The sequence below is a fragment of the Bacillus sp. FSL K6-3459 genome (genome assembly GCF_038003305.1).
Taxonomy (GTDB): Bacteria; Bacillota; Bacilli; order Bacillales; family Bacillaceae; genus Bacillus; species Bacillus pumilus_O.
Genome location: NZ_JBBOOW010000001.1, coordinates 386289 through 406508, shown reverse-complemented (window position 1 = coordinate 406508; position 20220 = coordinate 386289). Strand labels below are relative to the sequence as shown.

The following is a 20220-nucleotide window of genomic DNA, read 5'->3' as shown; positions in this document are numbered from 1 at the left end:
ACATGCTAACAGTCAAAGGCTTAAACAAATCCTTTGGTGAAAATGAGATTTTAAAGTCGATTGATTTTACGATCAACAAAGGGCAGGTTGTGGCGATTCTTGGTCCATCAGGTTCAGGAAAAACAACGATGCTTCGCTGTTTAAATGCACTTGAAATTCCAAATGCCGGCTCCTTTACCTTCGATGATTTCTCGATTGATTTTTCTAAAAAAAATAAACAAGCTGATCTGCTGAAGCTTCGCCGGAAATCAGGCATGGTGTTTCAAGATTATCACCTGTTTCCTCACCGTACAGTGCTTGAGAATGTGATGGAAGGTCCTGTTCAGGTGCAGCGCCGGCCAAAAGAAGAGGTGCGAAAAGAAGCGATTCAGCTCCTGCAAAAGGTAGGACTTGAGGATAAAAAAGATTTGTATCCCTTCCAGCTGTCAGGCGGTCAAAAGCAGCGTGTCGGCATTGCCCGTGCACTTGCTATTCAGCCAGAGCTCATGCTTTTTGATGAACCAACCTCTGCACTTGACCCTGAACTTGTCGGGGAAGTCTTAAAGGTCATGAAGGATTTAGCGAAAGAAGGCTGGACCATGGCGGTCGTTACACATGAAATCAAGTTTGCCCAAGAAGTGGCAGACGAAGTGATTTTTATTGATGGCGGCGTCATCGTCGAACAAGGTCCTCCAGAAGAAATCTTCAAACGACCAAAGGAAGAACGAACAAAACAATTCTTAAACCGGATTTTGAATCCAGTATGATGAAAAAAGGCTGTTCTCACGTGATGAGAACAGCCTTTTTTTATATTTCCTTTTGCAAGCGAAGTGCCAGTAAATCTTGTAAGAGCAATCTCGCTCCCTCTGGACTGATAACCACTCCACCCGATAGTACTTTGTTGGAGCCTGTTACTTCCCCTGTGACGATACAAGGTTTGTCCTGCCAATACGGCTTTATAACAATTTGGTCTTCTTCTCGATAAATCTCCATAAAATCGCGCGGATGAATTTTCAACCGTTTTCTTATATCTGTCGGCAGTACAACTCTTCCGACGTTATCTATATATCTTACATAGTCTTGATTTAACAAATTGACCCCCTCCTGCATCTCTAGATATAGGCATTTCCCTCTTTATCAAGGAATGAAGCGCTTCAATCGGTTAGAGAAAGGATAAGTTGCAGGCTGATCCAGTGGCTAAACACGCTTCCCATATATGATATATCTATTTGGTGCAGGACCAACGAAAGAAAAAGGATAACATGTGGTGAGGATAAGTTCTTCCTTTTCCTGTTGAAGCGTAATAATACTTTGATCATCTTTTTTCACAATCTTTGTTTTCTCAATTTCATAGGTAAATCGACCGTATGAAAGCTCAATGACGAGTTGATCCCCTTTCACAAGTTCTCCTGTTCGTCTAAACACAGTATCACGATGCCCAGATAAAACGATTTGTCCTTGTTCATTAGGTAAATAGCTCTCGTGGTAATGACCAACACCTTTTGCCAAATCCTCCGCATCCGTTCCTTCTACAATTGGTAACTCAGCATTTAACTTTGGAATGTGCAAGAGCCCAATGGTTTCACCAGCCTTTGGCACAAAAGGGGAATCCGTATCCCCCTTTTGCTGGATGGCTGCTTGTGCAGACTGGAAAGATTGATCTACTTGCCTTTGCCCATCAACGATTGTCATATATCCTATCATCACAAGGCAAATACCTGCTGTGATCAGTGTCGCTGAGATGATTTTTTGAACCATGGACGATTACCCGTTTCTTTTTCTTCTTTTCCATACAATAAGGGCCGCACCTATTAATACGAGTGCAAATCCGACTAGTAAAAAGTTGTACATCGCTGTTGCAGTGTTCGGAAGATGATGACCAGGTGTATCCTGTTGTGGCTCAGAAGGTTGATCTGGATTTGCTGGCAATTCTGGCACATTCGGCGGTTCTACTGTCGTTGAGTTTTCAGGTTTGTCTGGTTCATCTACATTCTCACCCTTCACGACTCCGATATTTTGAATGGTTTTACCTTCATATCCTTTGGCAACCTTCGCCTCAAACGTTACGGTATGCCAATCGTTATCTTTGATATCACCAAATTGACCGGTTACTTTGCCTTTTGTGTAATCTCCGTTGTCATCATCTTTTGCATCTGTGACGGTTTGTCCATCTACTTTTAATGACCCTTCGACGTATTCAAGACCTTCTGGCAGTTGATCTGTGATGACTAAATCTTTGATGACACTGTCTTCTACACTATTTTTTGTTTTGATGGTGTAAAGAAGGATGTCGCCTGTTTGCACTTGTTTTTCATCTGTATTGCCATCTGCTTTTTGATGGATTTCAGATGTTTTTTCTGATTCAAGCTTTGGATCTCTTGGGTCAATTTTTGTTTCGGTTGTTGGTTCATCTGGCGGTGTATTATCGCCTGTTATTTTCGCTGTGTTTTGAATGTTTTTACCTGATTGGCCTTTAGCGACTTTCGCTTCAAACGTCACTGTATGCCAGTCGGTGTCTTTGATATCACCAAATTGACCGGTTACTTTGCCTTTTGTGTAATCTCCGTTGTCATCATCTTTTGCATCTGTGACGGTTTGTCCATCTACTTTTAATGACCCTGCGACATATTGAAGACCTTCTGGCAGTTGATCTGTGATGACTAAACCTTTGATGACACTGTCTTCTACACTATTTTTTGTTTTGATGGTGTAAAGAAGCGTATCGCCTACTTGAACTTGTTTTTCATCTGTATTGCCTTTTGCTTTTTGAGAGATCTTAGATGTTTTTTCTGATTTAAGCTTTGGATCCTTTGGATCAATGGTTATTTCAGTTATTGGCTCATCTGGCGGCGTGTTTTCGCCTGTTACTTTCGCTGTGTTTTGAATATTTTTACCTGATTGGCCTTTAGCGACCTTCGCTTCAAACGTCACTGTATGCCAGTCGGTGTCTTTGATATCACCAAATTGACCGGTTACTGTGCCTTTTGTGTAGTCTCCGTTGTCGTCATCTTTTGCATCTGTCGCGGCTTGGTCATCTACTTTTAATGACCCTTCGACATATTCAAGACCTTCTGGCAGTTGATCTGTGATGACTAAATCTTTGATGACACTGTCTTCTACACTATTTTTTGTTTTGATGGTGTAAAGAAGGGTATCGCCTACTTGAACTTGTTTTTCATCTGTATTACCTTTTGCTTTTTGAGAGATCTTAGATGTTTTTTCTGATTCAAGCTTTGGATCCTTTGGATCAATTTTTGTTTCGGTTGTCGGCTCATCTGGCGGCGTGTTTTCGCCTGTTACTTTCGCTGTGTTTTGAATACTTTTATCCGCTTGACCTTTAGCGATCTTCGCTTCAAAAGTAATCGTATGCCAGTCGGTGTCTTTGATATCACCAAATTGACCGGTTACTGTGCCTTTTGTGTAGTCTCCGTTGTCGTCATCTTTTGCATCTGTGACGGCTTGGTCATCTACTTTTAATGACCCTTCGACGTATTCAAGACCTTCTGGTAGTTGATCTGTGATGATTAGATTTTTGACGATGCTGTCTTCTTCAAGATTCTTCGTTTTGATCGTATAAAGAAGAGTATCGCCTACCTGAGGTGTCTTTTCGTCTGTGTTACCTTCTGCTTTTTTCTGAATGCTTGCATCCTTTTCTGATGCTAGTTTTGGTTCACGAGGATAAATTTCTGTTTTCGTTGTTGGATCATCTGGCGGCGTGTTTTCGCCGGTTACTTCAGCTGTATTTTGTATGTCTTGACCAGCCTGTCCCTTTTCAACTTTTACTTCAAACGTAACAGTGTGCCAGTCCGTATCCTTCACATCACCAAAAGAACCTGTAACCTTTCCATCTGTGTAGTCACCGTTATCGTCATCTTTCACATCTGTGACGGATTCTCCATCAATCTCAAGAGAACCAGCAACATACTCCAGCCCTTTTGGTAATTGATCTGAGATCACTAGATTTTCAACAAGACTGTCTTCTATCGTGTTCTTTGTTTTAATCGTATAAAGAAGGGTGTCCCCTACTTCTGGGTGCTTCTCATCTGTGTTGCCTTCTGCTTTTTTCTGTAAGACCGCTGATTTTTCTGATTCAAGCTTTGGATCACGCGGATAAATTTCTATTTCTGTTGTTGGTTTGTCTGGCGGCGTGTTTTCACCTGTGACACTCGCTGTATTTTGTATGTCTTTACCAGACTGTCCTTTTTCAATCGTGACCTCAAACGTCACGGTATGCCAATCGGTATCCTTAATGTCACCGAATTGTCCTGAAATAGTTCTGTTTGTGACATCACCTTTGTCTTGATCTTGCTCATCTGTCACCGCTTGTCCATCTACCTTAAGTGAATTCGGCACATATGCTAATCCTTCTGGCAATTCATCCGAAATCACTAAGTTTTCAACGAGACTGTCTTCTATCGTATTCTTTGTTTTAATCGTATAAAGAAGGGTGTCACCGACCTCTGGATGCTTCTCATCTGTATTACCATCTGCTTTTTTCTGCAAGACGGCTGATTTTTCAGAAGTCAGCTTCGGGTCACGAGGATAGATTTCTATATTCGTTGTCGGCTTGTCGGGCGGTGTGTTGCCGGTTGTGACATTAGCTGTATTTTGAATGTCTTTGCCTGCCTGACCTTTTTCAACTGTGACTTCAAACGTCACGGTATGCCATTTCACATCTTTTACTTCACCGAACGTTCCAGTGACAGTTCCATCTGTTATATCACCGTTGTCGCCATCTTTTGCATCTGTGACTGGATTTCCATCTACCTGAAGTGAGTTTGGTACATATGATAACCCTTGAGGTAATTTGTCAGAAATCATAAGATCTTCAATCACGCTATCTTCAATAGCGTTACGGGCTTGAATGGTATACAGTAATGTGTCGCCTACTTCTGGATGTTTCTCATCTGTATTACCATCTGCTTTTTTCTGTAAGACCGCTGATTTTTCTGATTCAAGCTTTGGATCACGTGGATAAATTTCTATGTTTGTTGTTGGTTTGTCTGGTGGTGTATTATCCCCTTCGACATTCGCTGTATTTTGAATATCCTTGCCAGCTTGACCTTTTGCTACTTTCGCTTCAAATGTCACGGTGTGCCAATCAGTGTCTTTCACATCACCTATTTGACCTGTAACAGTGCCGTTTGTATAATCACCTTTGTCTTGATCTTTGGCATCGGTTACGCTTGTACCGTCTACCTTAAGAGATCCAGAAACATAGGTTAAACTACTCGGAAGATTATCTGATATGGTCAGATTCTTAAGAACGCCGTATTGCACCGTATTTTTTGCTCTAATTGTATAAAGCAAAGTGTCGCCTACTTCTGGATTCTTTTCATCTGTGTTGCCTTCTGCTTTTTTCTGTAAAGCAACCGATTTTTCTGATTCAAGGTTAGGTGGATATGGATCGAATTCGGGCTTCACACGTGAAGCTAAGTCGTAAGATAATGAATCACCCGCAATGCCTAAATATGTTGTACTTAATGTTTTCGCATCAAGTGTAAATAGAGTGGAATGACCAATGGATTCGTTTAATCCTGACTGTAATAGCATTTGTCCATTTGGCAAGAAGCTAATTCCCCGCACGCCTCCGTCAATCGTTTTACCATCCGCATTTGTAATCGGAATGACACGAATGACTTCAGCTGTTTCAGGATTCATTTGCGCAATGGCTCCACTGTTATTAGATGCAAACCAAAGATAGCCATCCTTATCGACAACAAGGTCTCCACCAATGTCTCCGCCAATGCCAGAGCCAGCGTCATAACCGACGATTTTTTTGGACGTTTTTTTACCTGTAACTAAATCGTATGTTCCAAGGAAAGAATCACCATTAGAAAAATAAGAATAAATATATTTATCTTGATGCACAACGGCATTAGTAGCGCCTTCAGGTAGTTTCGTTACGACTTGTGCTTGCCCTGATGTCGCATTTATTTTATATAGAGTAAGGCTAGTGCCATTTGCAGTTGCATACACTACATTTTCTTGATCGCTAACAGCAACACCATTCACTGCGCCTATATCGATTCCTTTTACCTCTACACTAGCTTTAACATTTGTTGGATCATTTCCATCGAGTTGTTGTAGAACTAGTGGCCTAGTCCCAATCATATAGGAATCCGTATTGTTCACAACTACTGTCCCAGCGGCTTTCGTAACAGGTGGTGAGACGGTTAATAAATTTCCAGCAATCAGCACCAATATAAGAAATAATTGACTCGTTCTTTTAAATATGTTCATTTTTGACATCCCCTTTTACTTGCTTTAAATCATAATGGTATGTACCAGTTCACCTCCCACACTTTGGTAAAGAATATCAGTAACATTTCAAAAGTCTCAACAGGACTAAATAACTATTTTCGACAAAAATAGACATTTTGAACTACATATCTCCAAATGATTGATTTACTTGTGTTCTTCCAATAAAATAACCTTTTTTCATCTCAAATTTCCTCATCTATCTATCTTCCCAAACAGGTCTTATGATGTGTATTACATACAATCCTTTCTATTTAAAGATAAATAATCTTTAATTGGATAATGATGATTTTTTGTCAGCATATATTGGTTTTTTTTCTTTTTCTCTTAAAAAAAGGGAATGATTGGGTCACTTTGTCAAAAAAAACAATCCAAAAGTCTTGCTATTTGTTTTGATGTTTTGACCTTTACGAATCGAAAAAATTCTTTTCATAAGTAAGCGATTACAATTAAGCAAAGCCATTTAAAGGGGCGTGGGAGTATGTTACGATTGAATTCGAGTGTTTAAGAAAGAAGGGAAAGCTTTTGAAGCGGGAACATCTTTTACGTTGGTTTTTTTATTTTGTTGGATTGATCGTACTAGCTTTTGGACTATCACTGACAGTGAAAGGAAAGATTCTTGGGATTGGCCCTTGGGACGCTTTCCATTACGGACTGTTTCAGCATTTTGGACTGACGATTGGACAATGGTCTATCATTATTGGTGCACTCATTGTGACACTAACTTCTGTCTTTACGAAATCATTTCCAAAGATCGGCGCATTACTGAACATGGTGCTGATTGGTATGTTTATAGATTTCTTTAATGCGATATTGCCTGCACCACATGGGTATTTACCCGCTTTATATGTGTTTATTACGGGCGTTGTGGTTTCAGGTTATGGTGTTGGCATTTATGTCTCAGCGAATCTTGGCGCCGGGCCAAGGGATTCATTAATGCTGCTCATCTCAGCGAAAACAGGATTGAACGTGCAGTGGGTGCGAAATGGTATTGAGTTAACAGTGCTTTTATTTGCATGGATGCTCGGCGGACCGATCGGCGTTGGCACGATTCTGACAGCTATTTTCACAGGTCTCGTCCTTCGATTCTCCTTGCCACAATCGACACGGCTCCTAGAGCTGCTTATTACAAAAACAGCAGAGAAACCTGTTCAGACGCTTATCCGATAAGAACAAGCCATTCTACAAAAAGAATGGCTTTTCTTGTGTTAAAATAAATAAACAGAATATTCTATTATTGGAGATGAGACCTCATGCAGCTTTTTCATTATCATTACTGGACACCATTTGTTGAAGAGACTGAACAGGCGTATCGCTCGCTAGGCTTTGAAGTAAAGGCGCGTTTCACAAAGGATGGCTCCTTTCATCCGCCGCTCACATGGGATGACTTTAGAGAAGAGCAGCCGACCTTTCGCATCGTCGAAATGAGAAAGGGACAAATCAATATCACATTCGGTTATAGTAAAAAAGTCCTTTTTGATCACATTGGCTTTCTTGTCTCAGATGAAGAATATGGGGAGCTGCTTTCACAGGTAAAAGAGCTCAACTGGCCGGTTCAAGAAGGAGAACGAAGAACGTTTCTTTCAACACCTCTTCGTTTAAGGCTTGAATTACAGCGGCGTACAGATGTCGTTGAGACCGGGAACGATACGCTTCAAGCCATGACAATTGCTGTTCCTGATTTGTCACAGACGTCTAAAGTGGATCAACTGCTCTCTTCCTTGAATCAGCCCATTCACTGGCAAAAAGGAGAACGCCTCTCTTTACTTCACGTGATCATGACTGATTGCGATGGATTAGATGCAAAAGATCCGAATGGGGTTCATATCCTGAAACAGACGTAGAAGATTGTGCAGGATTTCCCTTTTGTACGGCGCTCTACAATGGTACAATCAATGTAAAAAATTAGAGGTTCATGATGAAGATTTTCGCTATCCAATTACAACATTTAGATGACATCCATGCACGAAAACAAATCGATCAATTGAAACCTTTTGTTTCAGCTGAAAAGCGTGTTGCGGCTGAGCGCTTTCGCTTTTTGGTCGATGCAAGAAGGACCTTGTTAGGTGAGGTGCTAGTTCGTCAGGTGATCCATGATATGTACGATCTGCCTTTTGATCAGATCGTTTTTGAAACAGAGGGCAATGGCAAGCCTGTCGTCCGGCACATTCCTTCTTTTCATTTTAATCTTTCTCACTCTGGTGATTGGGTCGTATGCGCAATAGATGATGCACCTGTAGGGATTGATATTGAAGAGATCAAACCGATTGATCTAGCGATTGCTAAACGATTTTTTTCAGCAGATGAGTATGAGGATTTACTTACACAACCGGCAGAACGGCAGGAAGCCTACTTCTTTCATTTATGGTCAATGAAGGAGGCCTTTATCAAGCTGACTGGAAAGGGATTATCCTATGGTCTTTCTTCCTTTACAGCCCGCCTTTCAGATGATGGACAGGCGACGCTTGCATTACCTGATCATGAAGCGCCTTGCTTTGTTCAAACATATTCACTTGACCCTGCCTACCAAATGGCGGTGTGTACACGAAAGCCTTCTGCAGCTGAAGGAGTTGAGAGACTCTCTTGCCGTGATGTGCTGTCTCGTCTTTAATATCGCCCAATTTGCTGAAATGTTGTCTTTAACAAATCGACTCCACGTGTGATTTGCTCTTCTTTCACCTGCCAGATGTTCAGTTGAAAAATGGGGTCTTTTTGATAGGTCGACAGGTAATAGCGGTCAATTGGCTGAATGGAAACAGATGCCTTTTTCAGCTGCTGAATGAGCTGGTTCATCGGAATTGACCGATCGAGCCGTACATGTGTATGAGTAGCTGGTTCCTCTTCTCCTAGTTGATAAGCGATTTGATCGCTTTTCAGACATGTCACTAGCTGTTTGGATCGGTTGCGATAAGTTGTCTGCATTCTTTCTCGATGCCGTTCAAACATCCCGCTTTTCAAGTATATTTCTAAGGCTGCCTGTGACAGCATGGAGCTGTCGATGTCAATGAGCCGTTTGTGCTCGCTAAAAGGTCTAATTAGTTCCTCAGGTAAGACGACCGCTCCTGTTCGAAGTCCTGGAAAGATGATTTTGGAGAAGCTTTTTAAATAAATAACCTTACCCGCCTGATCGTATGAATAGATCGGGTCTCTTTTTGCATCGAATTCTAAATCGGCTATATAATCATCTTCAACGATATAGACGTCATATTTTTTGGCAAGAGCTGCAATCGCTCTTTTCTCTTGTTTTGACAAGCTCGTTCCAAGCGGGTTTTGAAACCTTGGCATCGTATAGAAAAAACGAATCTCCTCTTCTCGAAAGATGCGCTCCAATTCTTGAAGATCAATTCCCTTTTCCGTCCGCTGAATCCCCATCACAGGCAGATGATTTTTTTCTAAATATTGAAGGTATAGGTGATAGCCTGGCTGTTCGACTAGTATGGTCTGTTTGCCATTCGGAAAAGGGATGGTGCTTAAAATGGATAACGCCAGCTGAATACCAGAGGTCATAACGATCTGCTCTGGATTAGCAAACACTTGATAATCCATTAATCGCTTAGAAATGACTGGCAGCAGCGATGGTAATCCGTTGGTTGTGCCGTAAATAAACAAGTCATTTTGATACAAATCGATGGCTTGGTTGATGCAGTGCTGGAAATCAACATACGGAAACACGATGGGATCAGGTGCAGATGAAGCAAAATCAATCCATGTGCTATCCTCTTTCCCCGCTAACTGCTTTGTTTTCACAACATAATAGCCGCTTCTTTCTACAGAATACAGCAGATGTTCTCGTTCTAATGTGTCTAGTGCTTTAATAACTGTGCTTTTGCTCACTGCATATTGTGCCGCCAAATGGCGAATGGAAGGGATCTTCATGCCCGCATGGTATTCACCAGACGTCATCTTCTCTTTTAAGCTAAGAACAAGCTGATCATATTTCCTCACCCTGCTTCCTCCTTGTACCGGTACAGATATCATGTTCTCTTATTGTACACCTTAGATGATCCGATTACGATAGAAGAACAGAACCGGTCAATTCATCTGAAGCATGCATGCTCGTGTAAGGAGTCACGTTGTGAATTATTCAAAACAGAAAGCGTATGCTGCCGCGATAGGCTACGCGACGATCATTGGTTTTTCATTTTTGTTTGTCAAAATTGCATTAGAATCAGCAAACCCGATTGATTTATTGGCACACCGCTTTACGGTTTCTTTTGCAGCCGCACTATTGCTGTTTCCATTTTTACGAAAGAAAATCCGCCTCTCCATTCAATGGCGTGATCTTCTCTACATCGTACCGTTTTCCTTGCTTTATCCTGTGTTGTTTTTTGCTTTTCAAGTATGGGGGCTGATGTATACCTCTTCGTCAGAGGCTGGTATTATTCAGGCAACGATTCCTATTCTGACAATGGTGCTGGCCGCGTGGTTTTTAAAGGAACGCGCGACATGGATCCAAGTGCTGTTTACCATTCTTTCTGTGTGCGGAGTGATGCTTCTTTTCGTCATGAAGGGAATTGATGTGAAGCATTCACACATGATCGGCTATGTACTAATATTACTTTCAGCCTTATCCTCCAGTGCATACAGTGTATTTGCCCGGGTCATTACACGGCGCTTCCATGTGATTGAACTCACTTTCGTGATGACATTCTTTGGATTTGTCTTCTTCAACGCCGCTGCGCTTATCCGGCATTCAGTAAACGGAACAACGCTGCAATTTTTCAGCCCATTTACACAACCGTCCTTTGTATGGTCAATGCTCTTTTTAGGCATTCTTTCTTCACTTCTCACGGCATATTTATCAAACTATGCCCTCTCTCAGCTTGAAGCGGCAAAGGTCAGCATCTTTAACAATTTATCTGCGTTTATTACAGTCGCCGCTGGGGTTCTCATTTTACATGAAACAATCGATTGGTATCATCTCATTGGAGGTGTTCTGGTCATTGGCGGAGTGATTGGCGGGAATGTAGTAAAGAAGCGGAATTCATAAGAAAAAGCGGTCCCTTTCAGAAGGACCGCTTTCTTTTAATGTTTCATGAATTGTTGTTTGCTTGCAAGGTCGATCACATGTCTCATCTGTTCTGCGAAGGATTCGAGGTGTGTGTTGATATACATGTGCCCTCCTTCGAAATTGGTGCGTTCGATGGTTTTTGCCCATGGTAGCCAGCCGTTTGCATCTTGCATGCATTTTTCATCTTGTGTTCCATTGAATAAATAAACGGGTGTTTCGATGATGGATTGATCTTTGTGCTGGAAGGTTTCCAGCGCCTGATAGTCTGCACGTAAGGACGGCGTAAAGTAATCCATCATTGGTTTGTTCTCTAATAATTCCTTTGGTATCCCGCCCATTTCGGCAATATGCTGAACAAATGCCTCATTCGATAAATGGGTCAGGATCTGTCGTTTTGTTTGCGGCGGCTGAATAGCCGAAATCACGACTGCTACAGGATAAACCCCTTCCCTTTCTAATAGCTGTGTCAATCTATACACGACAAGTCCTCCCATGGAATGTCCGAACAGGATAAATGGACGGTTCAGGTTGCCCATGAGCCCTTCTTTGTATAGCTCAGCCAATCGGTCAATGCTCGTTTCGAGCGGCATGAGATTGGTTCCATGACCTGGGGGCTCTGCTGCTGTGACTTCGGCAGTGCCTTTTAGTTGTTCAAAAAGCGGGCGGTACGAGGCGGAATAACCGCCTGCAAAAGGAAAACAAATAAGTTGAATAAGATCTGATTTTTTTTCAAAGGTTTTAAATAAATGATTCATACGTTCTTACCCCTTTATCATCGTTTGAAGAATCCGTGCCAGTTCATCTGCCTGCGGCCTTTTCATCATGGTGACATGGTCTCCTTTGATGTGATAATACGAGCACGATCCTTTCGTATAAGCCTCCCAGTCTGAGAACTTCTTCTGGAAATCAATGGCGTGATCACTACTTTGTACAATATAAAATGGCACATCGAATGGTTCTTTTTCTAATTCAATGGCTTGTGACATGATCGTATTATGCGTTTGCATTTGCAAATATTTATCTAAATACTGATCATTCATAAATTGATGAACCACTTCATCCTTTTCTGCCTCTTTTAGTATTCTTTGCTTCACTTCTTGGAAGCTCAGCCCTTGTAATGCTTCTGGCTGGATACCGACGAGATTTCCCATTCCAAGGACAAGCGCAAGCATTTTCACTTCTTCTTCGTTCATATCTGCATGGAGTGCCTGATCCGCCTCATCCCTTAACACTGGGACCGTATCTAAAATGATGAGTCCTTTCGGCGCTTTTCCTGCATGGCAGAGCCGCTGATTCATTCCGTAGGCAAGGTGCCCGCCCATTGAATGTCCTGCTAGATAGTCAATACCAGGTCGATAGAAGGTCTCAATGGCTTCAACGAAAATGGACACAAGCTCTGTGTAATGGAGGAATTGCGGTTCTTCATCCTCATATAAGCCAGGAGACTGCACGGCGTACACAGCGCCTTGATGGGTCATCAGCTTAGCCACATCGATATAGCCCATTACCGTTCCACCGGCAGGCGGTGCAAAGAAAATCCTCGGCTCGGCTGGATCGCCTTTTTTCAGTTCAATCACGTAGTCCTTTGGAGATCTTTCGATGTGCTCCGCGGCCTCTGGCATTGCGTCCACATGTGCGGCTAGTTGAGCCGGTGCTGGATGCATGAAGATCCATTTTGGATCAACCCGAATCCCCTGTTCTTTTAATTTGGCAACGGCTTGGATACTCATAATTGAATCGCCGCCTAAATCAAAGAATGAGTCATGTATGCCTACTTGTTTGACACCAAGTACGTTCTTGAAAGCTGTGACAATTTGTTCCTGCGTTTCGGTGACTGGTTTGTCAGCCCCTTGAGAAAGAGAGATCGTTTCAGCTGGGTCTGGCAATGCTTTTTGATCAACCTTTCCGTTTGTTGTGACTGGTATTTCGTCCATTACAATAAAGTAACTTGGAATCATGTAACCTGGCAGACTTTCCTGTAAAAATGCTTTCCAGCCTGGATGAGGATTCTCTCCGTCTGTGACAAGGTAGGCCGCCAGCCGTTTTGAGCTGCCATATGTTTTGGCGATAACTGTACATTCTTTTACTTGTGGATGCTTGAGGAGAGCTGTCTCTATTTCTCCACATTCAATCCGGTAGCCTCTAATTTTCACGAGGTTGTCTTTTCGGCCGAGATATTCAATGGTGCCATCTGAACGCCATGTACCAAGATCACCTGAACGATACAGCCTTTCTCCCTCTAGTTCAGGGAATGGATTGTCTATAAACCGTTCCTGCGTCCGCTCTAGATCATGAAGGTAGCCTTTTGCCAGACCTGTGCCGCCGATATAAATTTCTCCTTTGACGCCTGCTGGCACTGGATTGAGCGCATCATCTAGTATGACGACAGTTGAATTCGATACTGGGACACCAATTGGAACTGACCTTGCTCCCTCTGGCACGTGCGTGACTTGGTGTGTTGTGGCTAGGGTCGTGTTTTCTGTAGGACCGTAAGCATTGATCAGTACACCCTCCATATGCGGCAGTGCCTTTCGTGCATGCTCGCTGGACATCGCTTCTCCGCCAACGAGTAATGTGCGGTAGCCTGCTACACTTTTTGGATCGTGTTCCACCAGCCGATTGAATAAGGCGGTTGGCAGACAGTTGGCTGTCACTTCATGCGCTTTGATCAGCCGTGATAATTCATCCATATTTAGCGCGGCATATTTCGGAATCAGAATGAGCTGACCGCCATTCAGGAGCATACCCCACAACTCAAATGTAAAGGCATCAAAAGCATAGTTTGAGAGCTGAAGCATCTTATCATCTGGACCTAGTTTCATATAATTTGTTTCTCTCACTAGACGGACAACTCCTGCATGGGGGAGCATAACGCCTTTTGGTGTACCTGTTGAGCCTGATGTGTAATTGACATAGGCTAACTGGTCTTCTCCAATGATTGATTGTTCTCTTTGATACCCTGCATCTGTTTCTAGTAATGGCTTGTCCATGTCAATCTTTGTACCTGTAAAGTCTACTAGACGCTCTATTAAATGAGACTGCGTAATGACCACATCACTTTGCGTATCGCGAACAATGAGACGGATTCGCGCATCTGGATATTCTGGTGACATCGGAACATATGCAGCACCAGATTTGACGATGCCTAGCACTGAAACAATCATGTCAAAGGAACGATCAAAGAGCATCGGTACAAGTGAACCTGGTCCAACTCCCTTTGACTGCAAGTAAGCAGCAAGCTTTGTTGCCTTCTCATCCAACTCTTGATACGTCATGGACTCTTCCAAATAAGACAAGGCAATGCGGTGCGGATCACGCTGCACCTGTTCTTCAAACAGCTCTTGAATGGTGCGCTTTGGATAAGGCGTAGCCGTTTGGTTTTTCCCAATGATCATCGCAGCCTGCTCCGCTTTGTCCATTAAGCAATAATCAGAAAATGTACGTTCAGGCTGAGCTGTCATACCATCTAGCAAACGAAGATAATAATTCATATAACGATGAATGGTTTCTTGATCAAATAAATCTGTATTGTATTCCACATGGATCGACAGCTGATCTCCCTGTTCAAATACATGTAAGGTGAGATCAAACTTAGACACTGTATGATGAACCATCACATGCTCACTTGTCAGCCCTTTGAGATTGATATGGAGCGAATCTGTTACATACCCCATCGCCACTTGGAAAATAGGCGATCGACTTAAATCTCTATCTAACGAAAGATCATCGACAAGCTTGTCAAATGGATAACGCTGATGCTCAAATGCTTTTAATGTCATCTCCTTCACGTTTTCCATGACATCAGCAAACGTAGCTGCTGTGGAGATATCCTGTCTGAGCGCGAGTGTATTCACAAACATTCCAACAAGCTTCTCTGATTGCTCGGTATCTCGCCCTGCGATCGGCGAGCCAATGATGATATCTGTCTGTCCAGACAGCTTGTGAAGCAGGACGTAGTACGCCGACAGCATCGTCATAAACAGCGTTGTGCCCTGCTGTTTGGACAAAGCCTGCAAACGGCGAATAAGCGTATCTTCCAAGACGATTTGCTCTGTAGCGCCGTTAAATGTTTGAACTGGCGGACGAGGGCAGTCAAACGGCAGCTCTAGCACTGGGAGTTCACCTTGCAAGGTCTTGAGCCAATAGGTTTGGTCTGCTTGATGATGCGTTACTTGCTCATTTTCCCAATGAACATAATCGGTCCACTCGATTTCCAGTGCTGGGAGCTGTGGCGCTTCATCTGAAAGCAGCCCGTCATAAGCCACTTCTAATTCTTGAATGAGCAGACTGAGCGACCATGCATCTGAAATGATATGATGCTGCGCGCAAAGAAGATAACATTCTTCATTGCCCATATCCACAATCGTCCACTGCGCAAGAGGCCCTCTTTCCAAATCATACATGCGGTTCGCTTCTTGCTGAATAAGCTGCTTGAGCCTTCTCGTTCTTGTTTTTTCATTAAATAATGAGAAATTCGCAACTGTAACGGATGGCGGAAGATCTTCACGTATTAGTTGAACTGGCTTGCCGCCAAGCGATTGAAAGGTTGCGCGCAGTGCTTCATGACGTTTCGTTAAGAGACCAATCGCTTTTGTTAACGCTTGAATGTGCAGTTGTCCTGTCAGCTTCCAAGCACCTAATATATTGTAATGATGGCTCTTTTCCAATGTAGATAAGAACCAAATACGTTTCTGAGCATGTGACAACTCATAGCTTGTTCGCTTTTCCAGCTTTGGAATCTTGGCTTCCTGACCAGCCGGTACCTCTTTGATGTCATCAATCAATTGCGCCAAATGTGCCAGATGCTTGCTTTCAAATAATATTTTTAAAGGCGCTTTGATTGAAAACTCATGATTGATCCTTGAAATGGTTTGAGTCGCCTTTAATGAATGTCCGCCAAGATCAAAGAATTGATCCTCTTTGTACACACGATCAACGTCTAAAATGTCCTCCCAAATGGTAGCAAGCACCTGCTCTGTTTCCGTTTCTGGCAATTGCTTTTCAAAGGATTGTCCATGTTTGTGATGATTCAGCTTGAGGGCTTCATGATCAATAGACCCATCTTGTCTTTTCGGTATTTCCTGTACTTGCTGAATATCCCAGCCATCTTTTGTTATGTTTGCGATTTCTTCAACATGCACTTCTTTTCCAGGCATCGCTGTATAAAAAAGCTTTTTCTCAAAAGTCGGGATTTGCGCTGGCTGAAGATACGCAGCGATTTCTGGATTGGCTCCGTCTAGGCCGATAAATAGATGCGCTTCATTCAGCCGAGCACCTAGACAGAATGAATGGAGACCTTGCTTCTTTCCAATCAATTGAAATCCCTTGCGGACGGTAAGGGCTGCGCCGGTATGTCCCTTAGACAAACCGAGATTATCCCACATACTAAAGTTTAAAGAGATCGCCCGTCTTCCTTCTTGAAAGGTGAGCGTGTGTGCAAGCCCATCTAAAAAGCTATTGGCCGCAGAATAAGCCCCGAATGTTGTACCGCCAAAAAAGCCATTTACTGATCCAAAAAAGACGAGTGGTACTGCCGGATCATGCTTGAAGGCTTCCTGCAGGACAAACGCACCGTCCGCTTTCCCTGACAGTTCCTTTGTAAAATCCTCTTCTGACGTATGAGCCAATGTATACTTATCTGCCTGCTGAAAATGCTCTGACACATTGCCTGCTCCAGCTAAATGCAGCACACCCCTGATGGATTGACCGAAATGTTTTTCTGCTTTGTAAATCGTCCGCTCCACGTCAGCTAAATCCGTCACATCCGCTTGGACATAGATGACGTCACCGAGGTCTTTTAGCTGTGAGAATGCTTCTTTCTTTTCAAGGTTGTCTTCCAGAGAAGACCTTCCAATCAAGACAAGCTTTAAGCCAAATTGGAGCATCTGCTTAGACAGTTCAAACCCAATACCACCAAGTCCTCCAGTCAGCAAATAAAGTCCTTCATATTCTAAAAATCCTTCTGTTTGAGGTACGCTCATCATATCGACTTTTTCAAGCTTTGGTACGAACCTGTGCCCTTTTCGGTATGCCACCTCTGCTTTGATATGAATTACCGACAGCTCATCAGCAATGTGCTTTGCATCTTGTTCTACTTGCTCCGCTTCAATATCAATATGTGACACTTCTGCTCCTTCCCATTCTTGCGGGATGGTTTTTAACAAACCAACGAGCGACGTTTTCTCCACATGAAGATCTTCTTCAGCATTCACAAATTGACCACCCTTTGTCACGACAACAAGCCGGAGAGGCTCTTTGTTTTCTTGCCTCCATGCTTGATACAAGTACAAAATCGATTGATTGGACCTCGCATGCATTTCTGTGAACTGCGCAGGCTTAACGATGGCTTCTTTGTCTGTCACATTCCACAAGTGGAGTATGCATCCTGTCTTTAATTCATCTGCTTCAAGTGCTGCAACGAGCCTGACATAATCCCCCTTAATTCTCGGGTTCATCTGGTACATCCCTTTGGAGAGACGCAAAAATTCATGTCCTTTTTTCACAGAAACATAGGGCTGATTTCTTTGTTCAAATTGGGCGTAAAGTGATTGGTAAAGCCCTTTTTCATCCTCGAAAACGAGTATCTGATCAGCAGCAGGCTGAGACGGACCAATATGCTCCTTTGCCCAAGTGCGTTTGAAAAACCAATCTGGCAGTGTTTGTTCATTTTCAGAAGCAAGGTCCAGTGCCCTTTCAATGTCACGGAACACACCCTCTTTTAGTGCCGCGCCTAACTGAGCACGTTGGATCTTTCCGCTTTCTGTTTTCGGAAATTGGTCTTTTTTCACTGGGATGATGTGATCGGGCTCTATGCCCATTTTACGGATGATGGCCTCTCTAATTTGCTGAATCATCGTGACTTGTTCCTCTAGCGAATCCTTTTGTGTGACAAAGAAGACGGCAAGCGTGTCATTGCTTGATTCGGGATTGTAGATGCCGTACGCAGCAGCAAAAGTGACTTCAACCCCGTCCACCTCTTCCACAACTGCTTCAATTTCATAATTCAAATAGTTGGCTCCATTGATAACGATGATGTCCTTTTCTCGACCTGTCAGAACAAGACGCCCTTCGTGAATAAATCCTAAATCCCCGGTGTGAAACCAACCATTTTCCGCAAATACCTCTTGATTGGCTTCCTCATTTTGATCATAGCCCATCATAATCGTCGGACTGTTCACCTGCAATCGTCCAACCTGATCTTCTGGCAGCACATGATGATGTTCGTCTACAATCCGAATCCATACAGACGGAATCGGTGCGCCGACTTCTGTAAACGTCATTTTGTGAGGATGATCTTGTGCTACGTATTGAATTTCACTTGTTAAAGAAGTCTGATCAATCGTCAGCTGTCCATCTTGATCACCATGCCTCATAAATTTCTTAGATTGGACAATGGCTGAGGATGTTTCAGACATGCCGTACGCTGGCACCATCGCATGACGGCTTAATCCGTGCTGACTCATCATATGCATGAAGCGCTGCGTCACTTTTGGCACAACCGCTTCGGCTGCATTCATGATATACGTCAGTGTGGAGAGATCCCAGCTCCCTTTGCGAATGTCGTCCTCATATTCATTCATCATCGCAAAAGCAAAATTCGGTGCCCATGTCCTTGTGACGCCGTATGTTTCTACCCAATCTAGCCACACCATCGGCCGCTCGATAAATTGATCGATGGATGGACTAATCTGCTGGCAGCCAAAGTAGACATCATGTACATGAAACATGACAATGCCTCCTACATGATCAAGCGGCATCCAGTTAAGCGACACATCCTCATGCGTAAAGCCATTTGTCTGCTCAAAGGAGATGATTCTAGATAAAATACTTTGATGGTTGTGTCGGATACACTTTGGCACACCCGTACTTCCCGAAGAGAGCAGCTGAAGCACAGGCTCATCCGGCTCTGGCTCATAATGCTGTTCATCCGGTTCGCACGAGAGCAATGTTTCGATAGTTAAAATGGGTATGTTTTCTGCCTCAAATGCCTCACGCAGCCCAGCAATGTCCTCAGCACTTGCTTCATTCGTCAAAATGAACGGTTCATTTTGCAGCTGAAACACGCCTTTCAGCTTGTTCACAGCTTGATTCGTTTCATCATAAACAGGCGGTACAGAGACCGGAGTCGGAATGATGCCACCGAGAATACAGCCCCAAAACGCAGTGATGAAATCTTGATGATCTTTCAATTGGAGTAACACTTGATCGCCGTTTGTCAGCCCTGCTTTCCTTAAACCAGACAGAACCCGTTCTGCGTTTGTGAGTAACTCAGGATAGGTTTGGGTCAACGTACGCCCGCCTTCTTTAATATAGGTCACCCCGCGGTCCGGTGACATAAAGGCTGATCGAATTAGCACCTCTGTCAGTGTGACAGGTGTGCCTTGTTTTTTGATGACATCCCCGCCATACACAAGTGCAGGCGGCTTTTCATGAGTGGATGCTGGCTTTGTTTCGCCCGCATCATCCTTTAAGATCGATACATTCTCTTGCGCCCGCTGCCGATTAGGAAACAGATCATCTAGGTGATAAGGCGTTTGTTTTTCTGTCTGACTTTCTACGAGAGCAGCCGCTTCCTCTACTCCATCTATAGCTTTCGTACGATCTTCTATCTTTCTCAAACTCTCTTCATCGATGATGTCAATCGAAAGCAACGCTTCTGTATCGACCGCTCCACTTTCTGTCCTTGGCAAGGAAGGTAATAAGATGAGAGCGGCGGGCACTTCATCAGGATGAAGTACGCCTGTCATCAAATCCTCTCTTGTCAGCGAAGGGTCCTTCGCCTGTGCAAATAGCACAAGCGAGAGGCTGCCTTCTTCATTTTTCTTCGGGATGAATGCACATTCCTTCAGCGGAAAATGCAGCATCATGACCTGTTCCAATGCTTTAAGATCAATTCGTTTTCCGTTGATTCTGACGATATGATTTGCTACAAGTCCTTTTCTTCTATTCATTAACATCGTTCTTCTCCC

11 protein-coding genes are annotated in these 20220 nt (G+C 43.3%); 5 read left to right on the top strand and 6 right to left on the bottom strand.

Translation table 11 applies throughout. The annotated features are described in order from the left end of the window. Positions 1 to 2 precede the first annotated feature (2 nt). Positions 3 to 746, top strand: a complete 744-nt coding sequence (locus MHI35_RS01950; RefSeq protein WP_012008904.1) for an amino acid ABC transporter ATP-binding protein — start codon at positions 3 to 5, stop codon at positions 744 to 746. A 40-nt stretch (positions 747 to 786) separates the two neighbouring features. Here the strand turns inward: MHI35_RS01950 and MHI35_RS01945 are convergent, their stop codons facing one another. The 3 genes from MHI35_RS01945 to MHI35_RS01935 all read right to left on the bottom strand — a co-directional run bounded on the left by MHI35_RS01945 (position 787) and on the right by MHI35_RS01935 (position 6222). Continuing rightward, on the bottom strand, positions 787 to 1071 hold the full coding sequence (locus MHI35_RS01945; RefSeq protein ID WP_041815153.1) for an AbrB/MazE/SpoVT family DNA-binding domain-containing protein: 285 nt from the start codon (positions 1069 to 1071) through the stop codon (positions 787 to 789). Between the two features lie 105 nt (positions 1072 to 1176). Further along, the gene (locus tag MHI35_RS01940; RefSeq protein ID WP_144523432.1) at positions 1177 to 1737 is read right to left on the bottom strand and encodes a class D sortase; all 561 of its coding nucleotides are present in this window, start codon (positions 1735 to 1737) and stop codon (positions 1177 to 1179) included. 6 nt (positions 1738 to 1743) lie between these two features. Next, the gene (locus MHI35_RS01935; RefSeq protein ID WP_335379103.1) at positions 1744 to 6222 is read right to left on the bottom strand and encodes an isopeptide-forming domain-containing fimbrial protein; all 4479 of its coding nucleotides are present in this window, start codon (positions 6220 to 6222) and stop codon (positions 1744 to 1746) included. 543 nt (positions 6223 to 6765) lie between these two features. Between MHI35_RS01935 and MHI35_RS01930 the strand changes: the two genes are divergently transcribed. The 3 genes from MHI35_RS01930 (at position 6766) to MHI35_RS01920 (ending at position 8851) form a co-directional block, all read left to right on the top strand. After that, positions 6766 to 7410, top strand: a complete 645-nt coding sequence (locus tag MHI35_RS01930) for a YczE/YyaS/YitT family protein (RefSeq protein ID WP_211063349.1) — start codon at positions 6766 to 6768, stop codon at positions 7408 to 7410. 83 nt (positions 7411 to 7493) lie between these two features. Then, positions 7494 to 8084: a hypothetical protein gene (locus MHI35_RS01925; RefSeq protein ID WP_144523429.1), complete on the top strand. Its 591-nt coding sequence runs from the start codon at positions 7494 to 7496 to the stop codon at positions 8082 to 8084. Positions 8085 to 8158: 74 nt separating this feature from the next. After that, on the top strand, positions 8159 to 8851 hold the full coding sequence (locus MHI35_RS01920; RefSeq protein ID WP_211063350.1) for a 4'-phosphopantetheinyl transferase family protein: 693 nt from the start codon (positions 8159 to 8161) through the stop codon (positions 8849 to 8851). Here the strand turns inward: MHI35_RS01920 and MHI35_RS01915 are convergent. After that, positions 8848 to 10185 (bottom strand): aminotransferase-like domain-containing protein, encoded by a 1338-nt coding sequence (locus tag MHI35_RS01915; protein ID WP_211063351.1) that lies wholly within the window; start codon positions 10183 to 10185, stop codon positions 8848 to 8850. The two genes, MHI35_RS01920 and MHI35_RS01915, sit on opposite strands and share 4 nt — an antisense overlap. Before the next feature lie 103 nt (positions 10186 to 10288). Here MHI35_RS01915 and MHI35_RS01910 point away from each other — a divergent pair, with 103 nt between their 5' ends. Further along, positions 10289 to 11230 (top strand): DMT family transporter, encoded by a 942-nt coding sequence (locus MHI35_RS01910; protein WP_213019679.1) that lies wholly within the window; start codon positions 10289 to 10291, stop codon positions 11228 to 11230. 35 nt (positions 11231 to 11265) lie between these two features. On the opposite strand, the gene MHI35_RS01905 is transcribed toward MHI35_RS01910, so the two are convergent. Beyond that, the gene (locus tag MHI35_RS01905; RefSeq protein WP_144523425.1) at positions 11266 to 12006 is read right to left on the bottom strand and encodes a thioesterase II family protein; all 741 of its coding nucleotides are present in this window, start codon (positions 12004 to 12006) and stop codon (positions 11266 to 11268) included. Positions 12007 to 12012: 6 nt separating this feature from the next. Further along, positions 12013 to 20208, bottom strand: a complete 8196-nt coding sequence (locus MHI35_RS01900; protein WP_335348871.1) for an amino acid adenylation domain-containing protein — start codon at positions 20206 to 20208, stop codon at positions 12013 to 12015. Positions 20209 to 20220 lie beyond the last annotated feature (12 nt).